The following is an 18,184-nucleotide window of genomic DNA, read 5'->3' on the forward strand; positions in this document are numbered from 1 at the left end:
CTCAGTTGGAGGCGACCGGCTTGTCCTGCGGAGCCGGGCGGGCGAGCCGGCCTTCCTCGGCCTTGTGGAAGAACTGCGAGGCGACAAGCCAGCCCTTGAGCGGCTGGAGCGGTGGAATGCAGGTCAGCAGGATCAGCGGCAGCGTCGTGACGAGATGCACCCAGGTCGGCGGGTTGTAGGTCAGTTCCAGCCAGAGCGGAAAAGCCGCGGCCGGAATGCAGACGAACATCATCACGAAGAAGGCCGGTCCGTCGGCCGGGTCGGCGAAGGAATAATCCAGGCCGCAGACCTCGCATTTCGGCTTCAGCTTCAGGAAGCCCTCGAACATCTTGCCCTGTCCGCAGCGCGGGCAGCGGCCGCGCAGGCCGGTCTGGAGCGGAGAAAGTGGCGGCCAATGCTCGCCGGACATGGGATGTCTCCTCGGGACGGCGCCGTTCGATCGGCGTCGCCTTTCAGATCTTCTTCGATGAAGACAATGTCAAGATTGTATGCATCTTAGCTGACTGCCTGCGCGGATCGGTCGCGGGATGGCGTGGTCTGTGAGAACCAAGAACCAGTGATTGCGGCGCTCGCCTTAGCGAAGAGCCCCGAAGGCCGAGACCAATGCAGAGCGTCATTCTCGGGCTTGACCCGAGAATCTCTGGCAGGTGAGGCACAAAAGCCTCCTCCGGCAGGAGATGCTCGGGTCAAGCCCGAGCATGACGGCGGGGCGCTCCGGAATGGATCCCGGCTCTGGGCTGCGCTCCGGCCGGGATGACCCGCGCCCTTTTAGGGAGAGGAGCGCCGGTCCCCTCAAATATGCAGCGCGTGTCCCAGCGCCTTCATCGCGGCCTCCGGAAAGGCCTCGCCCAGCGTCGGGTGGGCGTGGATCGTGCCGGCGATGTCCTGCAGGGTCGCCCCCATCTCGATCGCGAGCCCGAAAGCGGCCGAGAGCTCCGAAACGCCCTGCCCGACCGCCTGGATACCGAGCACCAGTTCGCTGCCGCCCTGCGCCACGACCCGCACGAAGCCAGCCTCGCCATGGCGGGTCATGGCCCGGCCATTGGCGGCGAAGGGGAACTGGCCGATCTTGAGCTCATGGCCGGCACGCTTGGCCTCCTCCGGCGAGAGGCCGACCGAGACGATCTCGGGATCGGTGAAGCAGATCGCCGCGATGCCGCGCTTGTCCCAGGCACGCGGCAGGCCGGCGATGATCTCCGCCACCATCTCGCCCTGCGCCATGGCGCGATGGGCCAGCATAGGCTCGCCGGTGACGTCGCCGATCGCATAGATGCCACGCATCGCCGTCTCACAGCGCTCGCCGATGCGGATGAAGCGGCCGTCCATGTCGAGGACGAGGTTTTCGAGGCCGAGATCGCCGGTGACCGGCTTGCGGCCGACCGTGACAAGAATCTTGTCGGCCGGCAGGCTGCGTTCGGTGCCATCGGCAGTCTCGATGCGCAGGCCATCGCCCTTCGCGGTTGGCCCGAGCGCCTTGGCGCCGGTGAGCACCTCGACGCCGAGCCCGGTCAGACGCTTCGCGACCGGGCCGGTCAACTCGGCATCGTAGAGCGGCAGGATCTTGTCCTGCGCCTCGACCACCGTGACCTTGCTGCCCATTCTGGCGAAGGCCGTTCCCAGCTCCAGCCCGATATAGCCGCCGCCGACCACGACGAAGCGCTTCGGCATTTCGGTCAACGCGAGTGCGCCGGTCGAAGAGATGACATTGCCGCCGAAAGGCAGGAAGGGCAGCTCGACTGGGACGGAACCGGTCGCGATGACGATGGCCTCGGCCTGGATCGTCTTCGGGCCGGTCTCGGTCTCGACCACGACGGTCTTGCCGTCGCGGAAACGCGCCTTGCCATGGACGATCTTGACCTTGGCCTTGCGCAGCAGGGCGGCGACGCCGTTGTTGAGGCGCTGGACGATGCCGTCCTTCCAGGCCACGGCCTGTTTCAGGTCGAGCTTCGGCTCGGCCGCGGTCAGGCCGAAAGGCGTCTTGCCGGCGGCGGCGTCAGCCGCCTTCTCGAATTCCTCGGCGACATGGATCATCGCCTTGGAGGGGATGCAGCCGACATTGAGGCAGCTGCCGCCGAGCTTGGTGCTCTCGACGATGACGGTGTCGACGCCGAGCTGGCCGGCGCGGATGGCGCAGACATAGCCGCCGGGGCCGGCACCGATGACGAGGAGCTTGCAGGTGATTTCTGTCATGGCACGCCCCTCAGATGTCCACGAAGAGCGTGGCCGGGTTCTCCAGCAGCTCCTTCAGCCGCTGCACGAAGACGGCGGCGTCCCAACCATCGATCACGCGATGGTCGAAGCTGGAGGAGAGGTTCATCATCTTGCGGGGCACGAAGGTAGTGCCGTCCCAGACCGGGCGCACGACCATCTTGTTGACGCCGACGATGGCGACCTCCGGGTAGTTGATCACCGGCGTCGTCGCGATGCCGCCGAGCGCGCCGAGCGAGGTGATGGTGATGGTCGAGCCGGTCAGTTCGTCGCGCGTCGCGTTGCCCTGCCGGCCGCGCTCGGCGAGGCGGGCGAGCTCGATGCCGCAGCCCCAGAGGTCTCGCGCCTCGGCATGCTTCACCACCGGCACGATCAGGCCGGTCGGCGTCTGCGTGGCGATGCCGATATTGATCGCGGCATGCTGGCGCACGATGCCGGCATCGTCGTCATAGAGCGCGTTCAGCGCCGGCTGCTCGGAGAGCGCCTTGACCATGGCGCGCATCAGGAAGGGCAGCAGCGTCAACTTCGGCCGCTCGGGCGTCGGCTTCTTGTTCAGCGTCGCGCGCAAATCCTCCAGCGGCGAGACGTTGATCTCCTCGACAATGGTGATGTGCGGGATGCGCGCCTTCGACAGCGCCATCTTCTCGGCGATGYGGCGGCGCAGGCCGACGATTTTGACCTCGGTGACGGCGCTCTGCTCGACGAGCCCGCCGCCCCGGACCGGCTCCGGCCCGCGCAGCAGGAAGGCGTCGATATCCTCATGGGTGATGCGGCCGGCTGGGCCGGTGCCCGGCACCTGGCGCAGGTCGACGCCGGCCTCACGCGCCTTCAGACGCACGGCCGGCGACGCCAGCGGCTTCTCGCCCGGAGCGCGGCGCTGGGCGGGGGCTGCGTCGGCGCGCATGGGCTTGGGAGCCGGCGGAGGCGGAGCAGCCGGCTTGGCTGGAACAGCCGACGCGGCTGGCTTTTCGGCCTTGGGCGGAGCAGCGACAGGAGCCGGAGCCGGCTTCTCGGCGGGCGCTTCTTCCGCGGGTTCCTCTGCCGCGGCACCCGCGCCCGCGACCCTCAGCTTCACGATGGCCGAGCCGATCGCGACGGTGTCGCCGACCTCGGCTCCGACCCAGGTCACCTCGCCCTCGACCGGCGAGGGAATCTCCACCGTCGCCTTGTCGGTCATCACGGCAGCGAGCAGATCGTCCTCGCGGACGATGTCGCCAACCTTGACGTGCCACTCGACCAGCTCCGCCTCGGCGATGCCTTCGCCGACATCCGGCAGCTTGATGATGCGCTCGCCCATCAGCGTGCCTCCATGATATCTAGCAGCGCCTGTCCGAGGCGGGCGGGGCCGGGGAAATAGTCCCATTCCTGCGCATGCGGATAGGGCGTATCCCAACCGGTGACGCGCATCACCGGCGCCTCCAGATGGTAGAAGCAGTGCTCCTGCACCAGTGCGACGAGTTCGCCGCCGAAGCCTGAGGTCAGCGTCGCCTCGTGCAGCACGATGCAGCGCCCGGTCTTCTCGACCGAGGCGACGATCGCTTCGAGATCGAGGGGAACGAGGGTGCGCAGGTCGATCACCTCGGCGTCGATACCGGTGTCCTCAGCCGCCGCCAGCGCGACATGGACCATGGTGCCATAGGCGAGGATGGTGACGGCATTGCCCTCGCGCCGCGTCACCGCCTTGCCGAGCGGCACGATGTAGTGGCCTTCCGGCACCTCCGCGAGTTCATGCTTCGACCAGGCCGTGATCGGGCGGTCATGATGGCCGTCGAAGGGGCCGTTATAGAGCCGCTTCGGCTCCAGGAAGATCACCGGATCAGGGTCCTCGATCGCGGCGATCAGCAGGCCCTTGGCGTCGTAGGGATTGGACGGGACGATGGTCTTCAGGCCGGAGACATGGGTGAACAGCGCTTCCGGGCTCTGGCTATGGGTCTGGCCGCCGAAGATGCCGCCACCGGTCGGCATGCGGATCACCATCGGGCAGGTGAAATCGCCGGCCGAGCGGTAACGGAGGCGAGCGGCTTCCGAGACGATCTGGTCGTAGGCCGGGTACATGTAGTCGGCGAACTGGATCTCCACGCAGGGCTTGAGGCCATAGGCCGCCATGCCGATCGCGGTACCGACGATGCCGGCCTCGCTGATCGGCGCGTCGAAGCAGCGCGACACCCCGTATTTCTGCTGAAGCCCATGCGTGCAGCGGAAGACACCGCCGAAAAAGCCGACATCCTCGCCGAAGACCACGACATCGTCGTCGCGGCCCATGGAGACGTCCATGGCGGAGCGGATCGCCTCGATCATCGTCATCCTGGCCATGCTCAGCGGGCTCCGATGACGACGTTGCGGGCGTTGCAGGGCGTCATGCTCGGGCTTGAACCGAGCATCTCGGAAGCCAGAGCCTTCGCGTCCTGAGATTCTCGGGTCTGCGCTTCGCTTCGCCCGAGAATGACGCGGTGGAATTCGTCGCAAACCATCGTCACACCCCGATCTGCTGGCGCTGGCGGCGCAGATGCGGCGGCAGCTCGGCATAGACGTCCTCGAAGATGTCGCGCGCCGAAGGCTTGCCGCCGGAATGCAGCGTGCCGAAGCTCTCGGCCTCCTTCTGCGCGGCGATGACGGTGGCGAGGATCTCGGCCTCCGCCTGCTTGTGGCGCTCCTCCGTCCAGGCGCCGACCGCGATCAGGTGCTGCTTCAGCCGGATCAGCGGATCGCCCAGCGGCCAATCGTCGGATTCATGCTTGGGGCGGTAGGCGGAAGGATCGTCCGAGGTCGAATGGGCGCCGGCGCGGTAGGTGACGTATTCGACCAGCGTCGGGCCGAGATTGCGGCGGGCGCGCTCGATCGCCCATTGCGCGACCGCATAGACCGCAAGGTAGTCGTTACCGTCGACGCGCAGCGCCGGAATGCCGAAGCCGAGGCCGCGGGCCGCGAAGGTGCCGGAGCCGCCGCGGGCGATACCCTGGAAGGTCGAGATCGCCCACTGGTTGTTGACGACGTTGAGCACCACGGGCGCCTTGTAGGTCGAGGCGAAGACGAGCGCGGCGTGGAAATCCGATTCCGCGGTCGAGCCGTCGCCGATCCAGGCGGTGGCGATGCGGGTGTCCTGCTTGATTGCCGAGGCCATCGCCCAGCCGACGGCCTGGACGAACTGGGTGGCAAGATTGCCCGAGATCGAGAAGAAGCCGTGCTCCTTCGAGGAATACATGATCGGCAATTGCCGGCCGCGCAGCGGGTCGCGCTCATTCGAGTAGATCTGGTTCATCATGTAGACGAGCGGGTAGTCGTTCGCGATCAGCAGGCCCGCCTGGCGATAGGTCGGAAAATTCATGTCGCCGGGCTGGAGCGCGATGCGGAAGGCGCAGCTCACCGCCTCCTCGCCGGTGTGCTGCATGTAGAACGAGGTCTTGCCCTGGCGCTGCGCCATCTGCATGCGCCCGTCGAAGGTGCGCAGCGTCATCATGTGGCGCAGGCCCCGGATCAGGTCCTCATGCGAGAGATCGGGCACCCAGGGGCCAACCGCCTCGCCTTCGCGGTCGAGCACGCGGATGATCGAATAGGCGAGGTCGCGGATGTCCTTGGGATCGACATCAACAGGCGGGCGGGCGACGGAGCCCGCCTTCGGGATCACGACATGGGAGAAGTCCGGCTTCTCGCCGGGACGGCTCGCCGGTTTGGGGACATGGAACTGCAGTGGCTGGGTTGCCGCCGGCGCCTGGCCTGCCTTGTCGCTGCTCATGAGCGCCTCCATCCCTGTCGCCGCCAGCATTCCGCCTTCGCGCGCATCCCGCAAGCGCCTCTCGCGCCCGGCCGTGATGCAGCGGCGAACGCAGCCGGCGCTGCGATCGTTCCCCTTGCAACCAACGCTAGCGGTGCCGCCCCGGAGGTTCCTTCCGAATTTGCCGGCTTCGACAAAATCCGGCAGAAGATATTTCTGTAAGAATTACCCAACGCAGAATGATCCGCCGATGATTAAAAAGAGCCAGAACGGTCCTGCTCTGGATCTGATCGATCGCAAGATTCTCGCTGCGTTGCGGGATGACGGACGGCTGACGACGCAGGCACTGGCCGAGAAGGTCGGGCTCTCGCCCTCGCCCTGCTGGACGCGGGTGAAGCGGCTGGAGGAGTCCGGCGCGATCGAGAAATATGTCGCGCTGCTCGACCACAAGGCGCTCGGCTACAACAATATCGTCTTCGTCGAGATCACGCTCGACAAGCATGACGACAAGGTGCTCGACCAGTGTGGCGAAGCGCTGAGCCGCGCGCCGGAGGTGGTCGAGGCGCATCTCGTGACCGGCGAGTACGATTATCTCGCCAAGGTCGTGGTCAGCGGCACCGACCATTACGAGCGCTTCCTGCGCGGAACGATCTACCGCATCCCCGGCGTGCGCCAGACACGGACGACCTTCGGTCTCAGGGCGCTGAAGCGGACGCTGTCGGTCGATCCGTTGAAGGTTGTGGGGTGAGCGGTGTCGTCGATGACAGGCGCGGGGAACCCCTCTCCCGGATGGGAGAGGGGCAGGGGTGAGGGCCTGCCGCTGCTTGTTAAAACGGAGCGGTGCCGTTTCGCCCTCGGCGGTGAGCGCGGGCCCTCATCCGGCCCTCCGGGCCACCTTCTCCCATCCGGGAGAAGGAAACAGCGCCGCGGTACCAGAGCCCGACAGGCCTCTTACGCCAACATCTCCCGCACCAACGGCACGACCTTCTCGCCGTAGAGCCGGATGCACTCCATCGCCCGCTCGTGTTGCAGCGGCCCGGCGCTGTATTTGAGCTGGAATCGGGCGATGCCGAGCCCCTTGGCGGTCGCTGCGATCTTGCGCGCCACCGTCTCGGGCGAGCCGAGATAGAGCGAGCCACGCGCGACCTCCTGCTCGAAATCCTCCCGGCTCATCGGCGGCCAGCCGCGCTCGGCGCCGATGCGGTCGCGGTTTGCCTTGAAGGCCGGGAAGAACTCCTCCCTGGCCTGCTCGTCGGTCGCTGCGACATAGCCCGGCGAATGCACGCCGACCGGCTTCGCGGGCTTGCCGATCTGGCCATAAGCCCGATGGTAGAGATCGACATAGGGTTTGAAGCGCAGCGGATCGCCGCCGATGATGGCGAGCATCATCGGCAGGTCGTAGCGCGCCGCACGCGCGACCGATTCCGGGCTGCCGCCGACGCCGATCCAGGTCTTGAGCGGGCCATGCTCCACCGGCGGGTAGACGAGCTGATCCTTGAGCGGTGGGCGGATCGAGCCCTGCCAGGTCAGCGGTTCCTGCGGCAGCAGGCCGGCAAAGAGATCGAGCTTCTCCTCGAAGAGCTTCTCGTAATCGCGCAGGTCGAGACCGAAGAGCGGAAAAGACTCGGTGAAGGAGCCGCGCCCGAGGATGACCTCGGCGCGCCCGTTCGAGAGCGCATCGACCGTCGAGAAACGCTGGAAGACGCGGATCGGATCGTCCGAGCTCAGCACGGTGACGGCGGAACCGAGCTTGATGCGGCTGGTGCGCGTGGCCATGCCGGCCAGCACCGTCTCGGGCGAGGACACCGCGAAATCGGCGCGATGATGCTCGCCAACGCCGATGAAATCGATGCCGATCTTGTCAGCCAGGACGGCTTCCTCGACGAGATTGCGGATCACCTGCGCATGCGGCAGCGGCTTGCCGTCCGCCCCGTTGGTGACGTCGCCGAAGGTGTCGAGTCCGAATTCCAGGTCCTGTGCCATGATCATCCCGAGGCCGCGACGCGACCCTTTGCCTGCCGGCCATCCCGGCCTGAGGGAGTTAGGATCGAGATTGCCGCAGCGCAATTCTCCAGGCGTTGCCCCGGCAGCAACAGGCTGTTTGCACGGATGCAACCGCCGCGCTTGCATCGCCCGCGCAAGCTGCCGATGCTCGGGCGCGCGGCGCTCTCCGCCGCTTCCGAAACGACACCATGATCATTCGCCAGTTAGTCTATCTCGATGCGCTCGCCCGCGAGAAGCATTTCCGCCGCGCGGCCGAGGCCTGCCATGTCTCGCAGCCGACGCTTTCGGCCGCGATCGTGCAGCTGGAGGAAGAACTCGGCGTGATGATCGTCGAGCGCGGCCGGCGCTTCCAGGGCTTCACCAAGGAAGGCGAGGTCGTGCTCGCCCATGCCAGGCGCATCCTGGCCGAAGCCGAGGTGATGAAGGATTCGATCGCCGAACTGCGCGAGGGCGTCTCCGGCCGCATCCGGCTGGGCGCGATCCCGACCGCGCTGCCGATGATCGCGCATATCACCGCGCCCTTCTCGGATCGCTACCCGGCGGTATCGCTCACGGTGCTCTCCCTGACTTCGCAGGAAATTCAACAGGGCATCGACGATTTCGAGCTCGATGTCGGGCTGACCTATCTCGACAACGAACCGCTCGACCGGGTGATCTCCAAGCCGATCTATCAGGAATCATATGTGCTGCTGACGCGCGAGGACGGGCCGCTGGGCGCGCGCGACACCATCACCTGGGCCGAGGCGGCCGAGCATAAGCTCTGCCTGCTCACCGGCGACATGCAGAACCGGCGCATCATCGACGGCATCTTCCGCTCGGTCGGCACGGCGCCGCGCCCGGTCATCGAGACCAATTCGATCTTCAACCTGTGCTCCCATGCCGGCATTCAGGGCGTCGCCAGCATCGTCTCGCTGCAGTTGCTGGAATTCTTCGGCGTGCCGCTCGGCACCAGGGCGCTGTCGCTGGTCGAGCCCGAGGCGCAGCGCACGATCGGGCTGATCGTGGCGGACCGTCAGCCCGTCGCGCCACTCGCCCGCAACCTGCTGATGATGACGAAGCCGGTGACCGATGCGCGGCTGCCGCGGCGGCCCATCGTGCGATAGACCTAGCCTATCGTCTTAGAAGCACCGCAGCATTGTGCGGCGCAAAATTGCTTGATTGCGAAATTTTTGGACCGCCGCGTCGGCTCGCTTGGCCGCGAGGCCCAGCAATCGCGCAGGTTTGATAGCTAAAAACTATCATGCAGTTGAAACAAACGATTTGAAATCATTCCAGGATACCCCACCTTTTCCGACAAGGAGCGCCCGGCGAACCGGGCCGATGGAGGAAAGATGGCGGGTTATCCGGCCTGGGATCAGGACAACGCGCGCACGCTCATTGCCGGCCTGGCGCATCTGGAAGGCGCCACGCTGCCGATGCTGCATGCCCTGCAGGACGAGTTCGGCTATGTCGACCCGCAGGCCGTGCCGCTGATCGCCGAGGCGCTGAACCTGTCGCGCGCCGAGGTCCATGGCGCGATCTCCTTCTATCACGACTTCAAGACCGCGCTGCAGCCTGCCCGCGTGATCAAGCTCTGCCGGGCCGAAGCCTGCCAGTCGCTCGGCTGCGAAAAGATCGTCGCCGAGCTCGCCGCCGAGCACGGCATCACGGTCGACGACCACCACACCGGCGACGCCGTGGTCGAAACGGTCTATTGTCTCGGCAATTGCGCGCTCGGGCCTTCGGCCCTGGTCGATGGCGAACTGATCGGGCGCATCGACGCTGCCCGCATCGCCGGGCTCTGCCAGCACGGAAAGGCGCAATGATGAGCGCCGCCCCGGTTCGCATCTTCATCCCCGTCGACGCCGCCGCCCTTTCGGTCGGCGCAGAAGCCGTCGCGCAGGCGGCTGCCAGCGAAGCGGCCGCGCGCGGGCTTTCCGTCGAGATCATCCGCAACGGCTCGCGCGGCATGCTCTGGCTGGAGCCGCTGGTCGAGGTCGAGACGCCGGAAGGGCGTATCGCTTACGGGCCGGTCGCGGCCAAGGATGTGCCTTCGCTCTTCGATGCCGGCTTGATCGCCGGCGGGGCGCATGCACTGCGCCTCGGCAAGACCGAAGAGCTCGACTGGATGAAGCGCCAGCAGCGGCTGACTTTCGAGCGCGTCGGTGTCATCGACCCGCTGTCGATTGCGGATTATCGCGCCCATGGCGGCCTCATCGGGCTGAAGAAGGCGCTCGCCATGACCGGCGGCGAGATCGTCGAGGCCGTGAAAGCCTCTGGACTGCGCGGACGCGGCGGGGCGGGGTTCCCGACCGGCATCAAGTGGAAGACGGTGCACGACGCCAAGGCCGAGGAGAAATATATCGTCTGCAATGCCGACGAGGGCGACAGCGGCACTTTCGCAGACCGCATGCTGTTCGAAGGCGACCCCTATCTCACGATCGAGGGGATGGCGATCGCGGCCATCGCGGTCGGTGCGACACGCGGCTACATCTATCTGCGCTCGGAATATCCGCACGCCCATCGCATGCTCCAGCGCGCGATCCTCAAGGCGGAAGCGGCGGGGTTGATCGGCGCCTCGGTGCTTGGTTCGGAGCACGCCTTCCATCTCGAGGTACGGCTCGGCGCAGGCGCCTATATCTGCGGCGAGGAGACCTCGCTGCTCGAAAGCCTGGAAGGCAAGCGCGCCATCGTCCGCGCCAAGCCCCCACTGCCGGCCTTACAGGGTCTGTTCGGCAAACCGACCGTCGTCAACAATGTGCTGTCCTTCGCGGCCGTGCCGTGGATCATGAACCATGGCGCGCAGGCCTATGCGGATTACGGCATGGGCCGCTCGCGCGGCACGCTGCCGATCCAGCTTGGCGGCAACGTCAAGCGCGGCGGGCTGATCGAGCTCGCCTTCGGCATCAGCCTGCGCGAGATCATCGAGGATATGGGCGGCGGCACGCTGTCGGGCAGGCCGATCCGCGCGGTGCAGGTCGGCGGGCCGCTCGGCGCCTATCTCACGGCCGAACAGCTCGACGTGCAGATGGATTACGAGGCGCTCGCCTCCATGCGCGCCATGCTCGGCCATGGCGGCATCGTCGTCTTCGACGACAGCGTCGACATGGCCAGGCAGGCGCGCTTCGCCTTCGAATTCTGCGCCAAGGAATCCTGCGGCAAGTGCACGCCCTGCCGCATCGGCGCGACGCGCGGCGTCGAGACGATGGACCGCATTATCTCCGGCACAGAAGTGCCGAAGAACATCGCCGTGCTGCGCGATCTCTCGAAGCTGATGACCGACGCCTCGCTCTGCGCCATGGGCGGGCTGACGCCCATGCCGGTGCTCAGCGCGCTCAACCATTTCCCCGAGGATTTCGACCGTCCTCCGCTGCCTTTGGCGGCCGAGTGAGGAGGCTGAGATGAGCCTGATCAAGGAAATCGACTACGGCACGCCGATCCGGCTCTCCGAGAAGACGGTGACGCTGAGCATCGACGGCCAGAGCGTCACGGTGCCGGCCGGCACCTCGGTGATGGCGGCGGCGATGAGCCTCGGCACCAAGATCCCCAAGCTCTGCGCCACCGACTCGCTCGAACCCTTCGGCTCCTGTCGGCTCTGCCTCGTCGAGATCGAGGGGCGGCGCGGCACGCCGGCTTCCTGCACCACGCCGGCCGAAGAGGGCATGGTCGTGCGTACCCAATCGGAGAACCTCTCCGGCCTGCGCAAAGGCGTGATGGAGCTCTACATCTCCGACCATCCGCTGGACTGCCTGACCTGCTCGGCCAATGGCGATTGCGAATTGCAGGACATGGCCGGCGCGGTCGGCCTGCGCGAGGTGCGCTACGGCTACGAGGGCGAGAACCACATCTTCGCCAAAGGCAAGGACGGCGCAGTCAACGAGAACTGGCTCGCGAAGGACATCTCTAACCCGTATTTCACCTACGACCCCTCGAAATGCATCGTCTGCAATCGCTGCGTGCGCGCCTGCGAGGAGGTGCAGGGCACCTTCGCGCTGACGATCACGGGCCGGGGCTTCGAGTCTCGCGTCGCGGCGGGACCGACTGATTTCCTCGGCTCGGAATGCGTTTCTTGCGGCGCCTGCGTGCAGGCCTGCCCGACGGCGACGCTGATCGAGAACAAGGTCATCGAGCACGGCCAGCCGGAGCACTCCGTGGTCACGACCTGCGCCTATTGCGGCGTCGGCTGCTCGTTCAAGGCGGAGATGCAAGGCGACCGTGTCATCCGCATGGTGCCCTACAAGGACGGCAAGGCTAACGAGGGCCATTCCTGCGTGAAGGGCCGCTTCGCCTGGGGCTATGCGACCCATACCGACCGCATGACCAAGCCGATGATCCGGGCAGAGATCACCGACCCATGGCGCGAAGTGTCATGGGAAGAGGCGATCAACTACGCGGCCTCGGAATTCAAGCGCATCCAGGCGAAGTATGGCCGTGAATCGGTCGGCGCCATCACCTCGTCGCGCTGCACCAATGAGGAGGTCTTCCTCGTCCAGAAGCTGGTGCGCGCCGCCTTCCGCAACAATAATGTCGATACCTGCGCCCGCGTCTGCCATTCGCCGACCGGCTACGGTCTGCGGACGACGCTCGGCACCTCGGCCGGCACGCAGGATTTCAAGTCGGTCGCCAAATCCGACGTCATCCTCGTCATCGGCGCCAACCCGACCGACGGCCACCCGGTCTTCGCCTCGCGGATGAAGAAGCGCATTCGGGAGGGCGCCCGCCTGATCGTCGCCGATCCCCGCCGGATCGACATGGTGCAGTCGCCCCACATCAAGGCGGATTATCACCTGCCCCTGCGCCCCGGCACCAATGTCGCGCTGCTCAACGCGCTCAGCCATGTCGTCGTCACCGAGGGGCTGATCGACGAGGCCTATGTGCGCGAGCGCTGCGACCTCGGCGATTTCGAGCACTGGGCCCGCTTCGTCGCCCGCGAGGAGAACTCGCCCGAGGCGAGCGAGCAATATACCGGCGTGCCCGCGGCCGATGTCCGCGCCGCGGCGCGTCTCTACGCCACCGGCGGCAATGGCGCGATCTATTACGGGCTCGGCGTCACCGAGCACAGCCAGGGCTCGACCACGGTGATGGCGATGGCGAATTTGGCCATGGCGACCGGCAATATCGGGCGCGACGGCGTCGGCATCAATCCGCTGCGCGGGCAGAACAACGTCCAGGGTTCCTGCGACATGGGCTCGTTCCCGCACGAATTCTCGGGCTATCGCCACGTCTCCGACGATTCGACCCGCCAGGTCTTCGAGATGCTCTGGGGCGTGCCGCTCGATCCCGAGCAGGGCCTGCGCATCACCAACATGCTGGACGAGGCGGTCGGCGGCACGTTCAAGGGCCTCTATGTGCAGGGCGAGGACATCGCCCAGTCCGACCCCAACACCAAGCATGTCACGGCGGGGCTCGCCGCGATGGAGTGCGTCGTCATCCAGGACATCTTCCTGAACGAGACGGCGAAATACGCCCATGTCTTCCTGCCCGGCGCCTCCTTCCTGGAGAAGGACGGCACCTTCACCAATGCCGAGCGGCGCATCAACCGCGTGCGGCAGGTGATGGCGCCGCTTTCCGGCAAGGACGAGTGGCAAGTCACGATCGATCTTGCGCGGGCACTCGGCTACGAGATGGGCTACAGCCATCCGAGCGAGATCATGGACGAGATCGCGCGGCTGACGCCAAGCTTCGCCGGCGTCTCCTATGACAAGCTGGAGAAACTCGGCTCGGTGCAGTGGCCCTGTAACGACAAGGCGCCGACCGGCACGCCCTTGATGCATGTCGACCGCTTCGTGCGCGGCAAGGGCAAGTTCATGATCACGGAATATGTCCCGACCGAGGAACGGACCGGCCCGCGCTTCCCCCTGTTGCTCACCACCGGGCGCATCCTCTCGCAATACAATGTCGGCGCGCAGACGCGGCGCACCGAGAACGGCGCCTGGCATGACGAGGACGTGCTGGAAATCCACCCCTTCGACGCCGAGAGCCGCGGCATCCGCGACGGCGATCTCGTCGCGCTCGCCAGCCGCTCGGGCGACATCGCGCTGAGAGCCGAAATCTCCGAGCGCATGCAGCCGGGCGTGGTCTATACCACCTTCCACCACGCCAAGACCGGCGCCAACGTCATCACCACCGACTTCTCGGACTGGGCGACGAACTGCCCGGAATACAAGGTCACCGCCGTCGAGGTGCGCCGCACCAACGCCTGGTCGGCCTGGCAGGAGAAGAACTTCGAGGAGGACGTGACCCTGCGCCGGATCGCGGAGCGCCTGCCCGATGCCGCAGAATAACCCGCCCGATAACCCGCCCGCCCAGCCGCCGGCCTCGGCTGCCGTGAAGGCGCAGCCGCTGCGCTTCGGCGCGGCGCCGGAGTGTGGGCGCGAGATCGAGGTCGCGGTCGAGACTCCCATCAACATCGTCTACGGCAACATGCCCTATGCGGTGATGATGGCGAGCCCGTCCGATCTCGAGGATTTCGTCACCGGCTTCAGCCTGACCGAGGGCGTCGTCCGGGAGGCCTCCGAGATCCGCGGCATCGCCGTCGAGGCGAAAGACGAGGGCGTCGTCGTCACGGTCGAGCTCGCGCCCGGGCGCTTCCGCGAGCATCTGGCGCGGCGGCGCAATCTCTCGGGCCGCACCTCCTGCGGACTCTGCGGCGTCGAGACCATCGAGGAGATTCCGATGGCCGATGCCGCGACGCGAGCCTCGCGCGCCGTACCCGCCTCGGCGGTCGAAGCTGCGCTGGCCGCGCTCGACCGCCGTCAGCCGCTGAACCAGCTCACCCACGCCGTCCATGCCGCAGCCTGGTGCGATCTCCACGGCGCGATCCTCGCTGTTCGCGAGGATGTCGGCCGCCACAACGCGCTCGACAAGCTGATCGGCGCGCGGCTGCGCGCCGGGGCGGATGCCAGCGACGGCTTCCTGCTCGTCACCAGCCGCGCCTCCTTCGAAATGGTCGAGAAGGCCGCGATCTTCGGCGCGGCAACGCTGGTCGCGATCTCCGCGCCGACCTCGCTCGCGATCGAGCGTGCCCGGCATCTCGGCCTGACGCTCGCCGCTGTCGCACGGCGCGACGGCTGCATCGTCTTCACCGGGGCGCTCGCGCCCGAGCCCGAGACCATCGCCCAATGATGGAGGCTGCGCTGACGACCGGGCACGCCCCAGGCGACCATCACGACGAGAACATCGCGAAGCTCCGGCGCATGGCCGGGCAGATCGCGGATTTCTTCAAGGCCTATCCGGAAGAGGAGGCGGCCGCCTCCGTCGCCGATCACATCAACCAGTTCTGGACCGGGCGCATGCGCGGGGACTTCCTCGCCGCCTTCGCCACTTGTCCGGAGGACCTCCCGCCCCTGCTGCGGCGCGCCCTGCCGCGGATCAGGCCGGGGCGCGGCGGTTAGCAAGCAAGGCGCCGCCAGAGCGGTGCGCGGAGCAATTCAACGAGCCGGGAACCTACCCGGCCCGAACGGCGAAGCCATGGGGAAAGGAAACGGGGAATGAGCGTCGCACAGGATATCGGACAGATCGGGGGCGGCATCGGCCTGCTCGACCGCGAACGAACCATCGCCAAACCGGGCTTCAACCGCTGGCTCGTGCCGCCGGCCGCCCTGTGCATCCATCTTTGCATCGGCATGGCCTATGGCTTCTCGGTGTTCTGGCTGCCGCTCAGCCAGGCGATCGGCATCACCAAGCCGGTGGCCTGCGCCGCCGATGTCGGCCTCGTCGCCTCGCTGTTCACCACGGCCTGCGATTGGAAGGTCGCCGATCTCGGCTGGATGTACACGCTGTTCTTCGTCTTCCTCGGCTCCTCCGCCGCGATCTGGGGCGGGTGGCTCGAGCGCGTCGGCCCGCGCAAGGCGGCCTTCGTCTCGACCCTGTGCTGGTGCGGCGGCCTCATGATCTCGGCGCTCGGCGTCTACTGGCACCAGCTCTGGATGATGTGGCTCGGCTCGGGCGTCATCGGCGGCATCGGCCTGGGCCTCGGCTACATCTCGCCGGTCTCGACGCTGGTGAAGTGGTTCCCGGACCGGCGCGGCATGGCGACCGGCATGGCGATCATGGGCTTCGGCGGCGGCGCGATGATCGGCTCGCCGCTGGCGGACATGCTGATGAATTATTTCAAGACGCCCGCCTCGGTCGGCGTCTGGCAGACCTTCGTCGCGATGGCAGCGATCTACTTCGTCTTCATGATGGCCGGCACCTTCGGCTACCGTGTGCCGCCGTCGAACTGGCGCCCGGAAGGCTGGACGCCGCCCGCGACCCAGAACGCCATGATCACCTCGGGCCATGTCCATCTGAAGAACGCGCATAAGACGCCGCAGTTCTGGCTGATCTGGGCCGTGCTCTGCCTCAACGTCTCCGCCGGCATCGGCGTGCTCGGCATGGCTTCGCCGATGCTGCAGGAGATCTTCGCGGGCAAACTCATCGGGAAGCCGGAGATCGGCTTCGCCGCCCTCGACGCCGGGCAGAAGACGCAGATCGCCACAATCGCGGCGGCCTTCGTCGGGCTGCTCTCGCTGTTCAACATCGTCGGGCGCTTCTTCTGGGCCTCGCTGTCGGACAAGCTCGGCCGCAAGCTGACCTATGCCACCTTCTTCGGGCTCGGCATCCTGCTCTACGCGCTTTCGCCCTGGGCGGCGCATGCCGGGTCGCTGGCGCTCTTCGTCGGCTTCTTCTGCATCATCCTGTCGATGTATGGCGGCGGCTTCGCGACGGTGCCGGCCTATCTCGCCGACATGTTCGGCACGCAGTTCGTCGGCGCGATCCATGGCCGCCTGCTGACGGCGTGGTCGACCGCCGGCATCATCGGCCCGGTCGTCGTGAACTATATCCGCGAGGCGCAGATCAATGCCGGCGTGCCGCGCGCGCAGGTCTATGACCGCACCATGTACATCCTCGCCGGCATGCTGGTGCTCGGCTTCATATGCAACCTGCTGATCCGCCCCGTCGCGGCGAAGTGGTTCATGAAGGATGCCGAGGTCGCCTCCTTGCAGGCGAAGACCGCCAATGCCACCGCGACCACGCATTACGGCTCCTACGGCATCGGCAAGGGCGGCTTCGACGGCACGGCCCTGCTCGCCTGGGCAGTGGTCGGCCTGCCGATCGCCTGGGGCGTCTGGATCACGCTGTCGAAATCGCTGGCTCTGTTCCGCTGAGCGCACCGCAAACACCTGGCCCGCATCGAGCGATCGGTGCGGGCTTCCCTATTGGATGACAGGCGGCTCATCCGCGGAGACACGATCCACGCGCGCGCCGGTTCCAGCGCCCGATCGGCGCCTAATAGTGGCTAAGATAAGGGTCTGAGGACGAATAGAACGACTGGCAGTCAAGCCAGTATGCGGATTGGATGGTTCGATTGACCGGAACGGCACAGACGGAAGCAAGCTCCGGGCTCCGATATTCTGTCACCGCGCAGCCCGACAGCAACATCCCGATGGCGATAAACAGGCATGCCCGTTGAATCGTTCTCATCTTCCTGTCTCCCGTTGCGAACTATGTTCAATCGTTTCGCTGCGAAGCCGCATTTGCGGATTTGACCCAGGCCGATGTCCGGGATGGGCTGGAAGCCGACTTACCTATCCTGCCTTTCCCGCTATGATCATCCCATTCGAACACATTTTTCGCCGCCTTCGAGTGCCGGTCACCAGCAAGTGAACCCGAGGCGCCCCGAAACCGTTATCGAAGGGTAGCTTTCCAGCCGCAGCATATCCACCCCAACCAGAACAGGAGATAGCGTCATGGCGATCAACAGGACCGGCTCGGCCCATTGGGAAGGTGGCATCAAGGACGGCAAGGGCACGATCTCGACCGAGAGCGGCGCGCTCAGCGCCTACCCTTACGGTTTCTCCAGCCGCTTCGAAGGCAAGCCCGGCAGCAACCCAGAGGAGATCATCGGCGCAGCGCATGCGGCCTGCTTCACGATGGCGCTCTCGCTCATTCTGGGCGAAGCCAATCTCAAGGCCGATGCGCTCGACACGAGCGCGCGCGTGACGCTGGACAAGCTCGACGACGGCTATGCGATCACCGCGATCCACCTGACGCTCAAGGGTAAGGTGCCGGGTGCCGACCAGGCGACGTTCGAGTCGCTGGCCGGCAAGGCCAAGGCCGGCTGCCCGGTCTCGAAGCTGTTCAAGGCGCCGATCACGCTGGAAGCGACGCTGGTCGGCTGAGTTTCACGAGCCGTGCTGTCATGCTCGCCCTTGTGGCGAGCATCCACGTCTTGAACACTGCCCTCGACCAGCGAAGACGTGGATGGTCGGGACAAGCCCGACCATGACGGGTGTTGCG

15 protein-coding genes are annotated in these 18,184 nt (G+C 66.4%); 9 read left to right on the top strand and 6 right to left on the bottom strand.

Annotated features, from left to right (window positions below; translation table 11 throughout):
- Position 1 precedes the first annotated feature (1 nt).
- From AC1DE3_RS11180 to AC1DE3_RS11200, 5 genes are all read right to left on the bottom strand, one after another.
- Positions 2 to 409, bottom strand: coding sequence for a DUF983 domain-containing protein (locus tag AC1DE3_RS11180; protein ID WP_441509351.1), 408 nt, complete (start codon positions 407 to 409; stop codon positions 2 to 4).
- Positions 410 to 792: 383 nt separating this feature from the next.
- Positions 793 to 2,190 carry a dihydrolipoyl dehydrogenase gene (gene lpdA / locus AC1DE3_RS11185; RefSeq protein ID WP_441509352.1) on the bottom strand — a complete coding sequence of 466 codons (1,398 nt, stop codon included), beginning with the start codon at positions 2,188 to 2,190 and terminating at the stop codon, positions 793 to 795.
- Between the two features lie 10 nt (positions 2,191 to 2,200).
- On the bottom strand, positions 2,201 to 3,505 hold the full coding sequence (locus AC1DE3_RS11190; RefSeq protein ID WP_476852392.1) for a dihydrolipoamide acetyltransferase family protein: 1,305 nt from the start codon (positions 3,503 to 3,505) through the stop codon (positions 2,201 to 2,203).
- A complete protein-coding gene (locus tag AC1DE3_RS11195; RefSeq protein WP_441509354.1) occupies positions 3,505 to 4,521 on the bottom strand; it encodes an alpha-ketoacid dehydrogenase subunit beta in 1,017 nt (338 codons plus the stop codon). Before AC1DE3_RS11195 ends, AC1DE3_RS11190 begins: the two co-directional genes overlap by 1 nt.
- A 160-nt stretch (positions 4,522 to 4,681) precedes the next feature.
- The gene (locus tag AC1DE3_RS11200) at positions 4,682 to 5,941 is read right to left on the bottom strand and encodes a 3-methyl-2-oxobutanoate dehydrogenase (2-methylpropanoyl-transferring) subunit alpha (RefSeq protein WP_441509355.1); all 1,260 of its coding nucleotides are present in this window, start codon (positions 5,939 to 5,941) and stop codon (positions 4,682 to 4,684) included.
- 229 nt (positions 5,942 to 6,170) lie between these two features.
- Here AC1DE3_RS11200 and AC1DE3_RS11205 point away from each other — a divergent pair, with 229 nt between their 5' ends.
- Positions 6,171 to 6,668: an Lrp/AsnC family transcriptional regulator gene (locus AC1DE3_RS11205; RefSeq protein WP_441509356.1), complete on the top strand. Its 498-nt coding sequence runs from the start codon at positions 6,171 to 6,173 to the stop codon at positions 6,666 to 6,668.
- 203 nt (positions 6,669 to 6,871) lie between these two features.
- Here AC1DE3_RS11205 and AC1DE3_RS11210 read toward each other — a convergent pair whose 3' ends face one another.
- Positions 6,872 to 7,903, bottom strand: a complete 1,032-nt coding sequence (locus AC1DE3_RS11210; RefSeq protein ID WP_441509357.1) for an LLM class flavin-dependent oxidoreductase — start codon at positions 7,901 to 7,903, stop codon at positions 6,872 to 6,874.
- Positions 7,904 to 8,112: 209 nt separating this feature from the next.
- Here AC1DE3_RS11210 and AC1DE3_RS11215 point away from each other — a divergent pair, with 209 nt between their 5' ends.
- From AC1DE3_RS11215 to AC1DE3_RS11250, 8 genes are all read left to right on the top strand, one after another.
- Positions 8,113 to 9,027 carry a LysR family transcriptional regulator gene (locus tag AC1DE3_RS11215; protein ID WP_441509358.1) on the top strand — a complete coding sequence of 305 codons (915 nt, stop codon included), beginning with the start codon at positions 8,113 to 8,115 and terminating at the stop codon, positions 9,025 to 9,027.
- A 228-nt stretch (positions 9,028 to 9,255) separates the two neighbouring features.
- Positions 9,256 to 9,729 (top strand): NAD(P)H-dependent oxidoreductase subunit E, encoded by a 474-nt coding sequence (locus tag AC1DE3_RS11220; RefSeq protein ID WP_441509359.1) that lies wholly within the window; start codon positions 9,256 to 9,258, stop codon positions 9,727 to 9,729.
- On the top strand, positions 9,726 to 11,294 hold the full coding sequence (locus tag AC1DE3_RS11225; protein ID WP_441509360.1) for a formate dehydrogenase beta subunit: 1,569 nt from the start codon (positions 9,726 to 9,728) through the stop codon (positions 11,292 to 11,294). Before AC1DE3_RS11220 ends, AC1DE3_RS11225 begins: the two co-directional genes overlap by 4 nt.
- 10 nt (positions 11,295 to 11,304) lie before the next feature.
- Positions 11,305 to 14,187, top strand: a complete 2,883-nt coding sequence (fdhF, locus tag AC1DE3_RS11230; RefSeq protein WP_441509361.1) for a formate dehydrogenase subunit alpha — start codon at positions 11,305 to 11,307, stop codon at positions 14,185 to 14,187.
- Positions 14,174 to 15,028: a formate dehydrogenase accessory sulfurtransferase FdhD gene (fdhD, locus tag AC1DE3_RS11235; RefSeq protein ID WP_441509362.1), complete on the top strand. Its 855-nt coding sequence runs from the start codon at positions 14,174 to 14,176 to the stop codon at positions 15,026 to 15,028. The genes fdhF and fdhD overlap by 14 nt, the downstream gene beginning before the upstream one ends.
- Positions 15,025 to 15,297 (top strand): formate dehydrogenase subunit delta, encoded by a 273-nt coding sequence (locus AC1DE3_RS11240; protein ID WP_441509363.1) that lies wholly within the window; start codon positions 15,025 to 15,027, stop codon positions 15,295 to 15,297. The genes fdhD and AC1DE3_RS11240 overlap by 4 nt, the downstream gene beginning before the upstream one ends.
- Positions 15,298 to 15,393: 96 nt before the next feature.
- Positions 15,394 to 17,052 carry an OFA family MFS transporter gene (locus AC1DE3_RS11245; protein ID WP_441509364.1) on the top strand — a complete coding sequence of 553 codons (1,659 nt, stop codon included), beginning with the start codon at positions 15,394 to 15,396 and terminating at the stop codon, positions 17,050 to 17,052.
- Positions 17,053 to 17,634: 582 nt separating this feature from the next.
- Entirely contained in the window at positions 17,635 to 18,066 is a 432-nt protein-coding gene (locus AC1DE3_RS11250) for an OsmC family protein (RefSeq protein WP_441509365.1), read from the top strand.
- Positions 18,067 to 18,184 lie beyond the last annotated feature (118 nt).

Source organism: Allobosea sp. 10L417 (genome assembly GCF_056395485.1).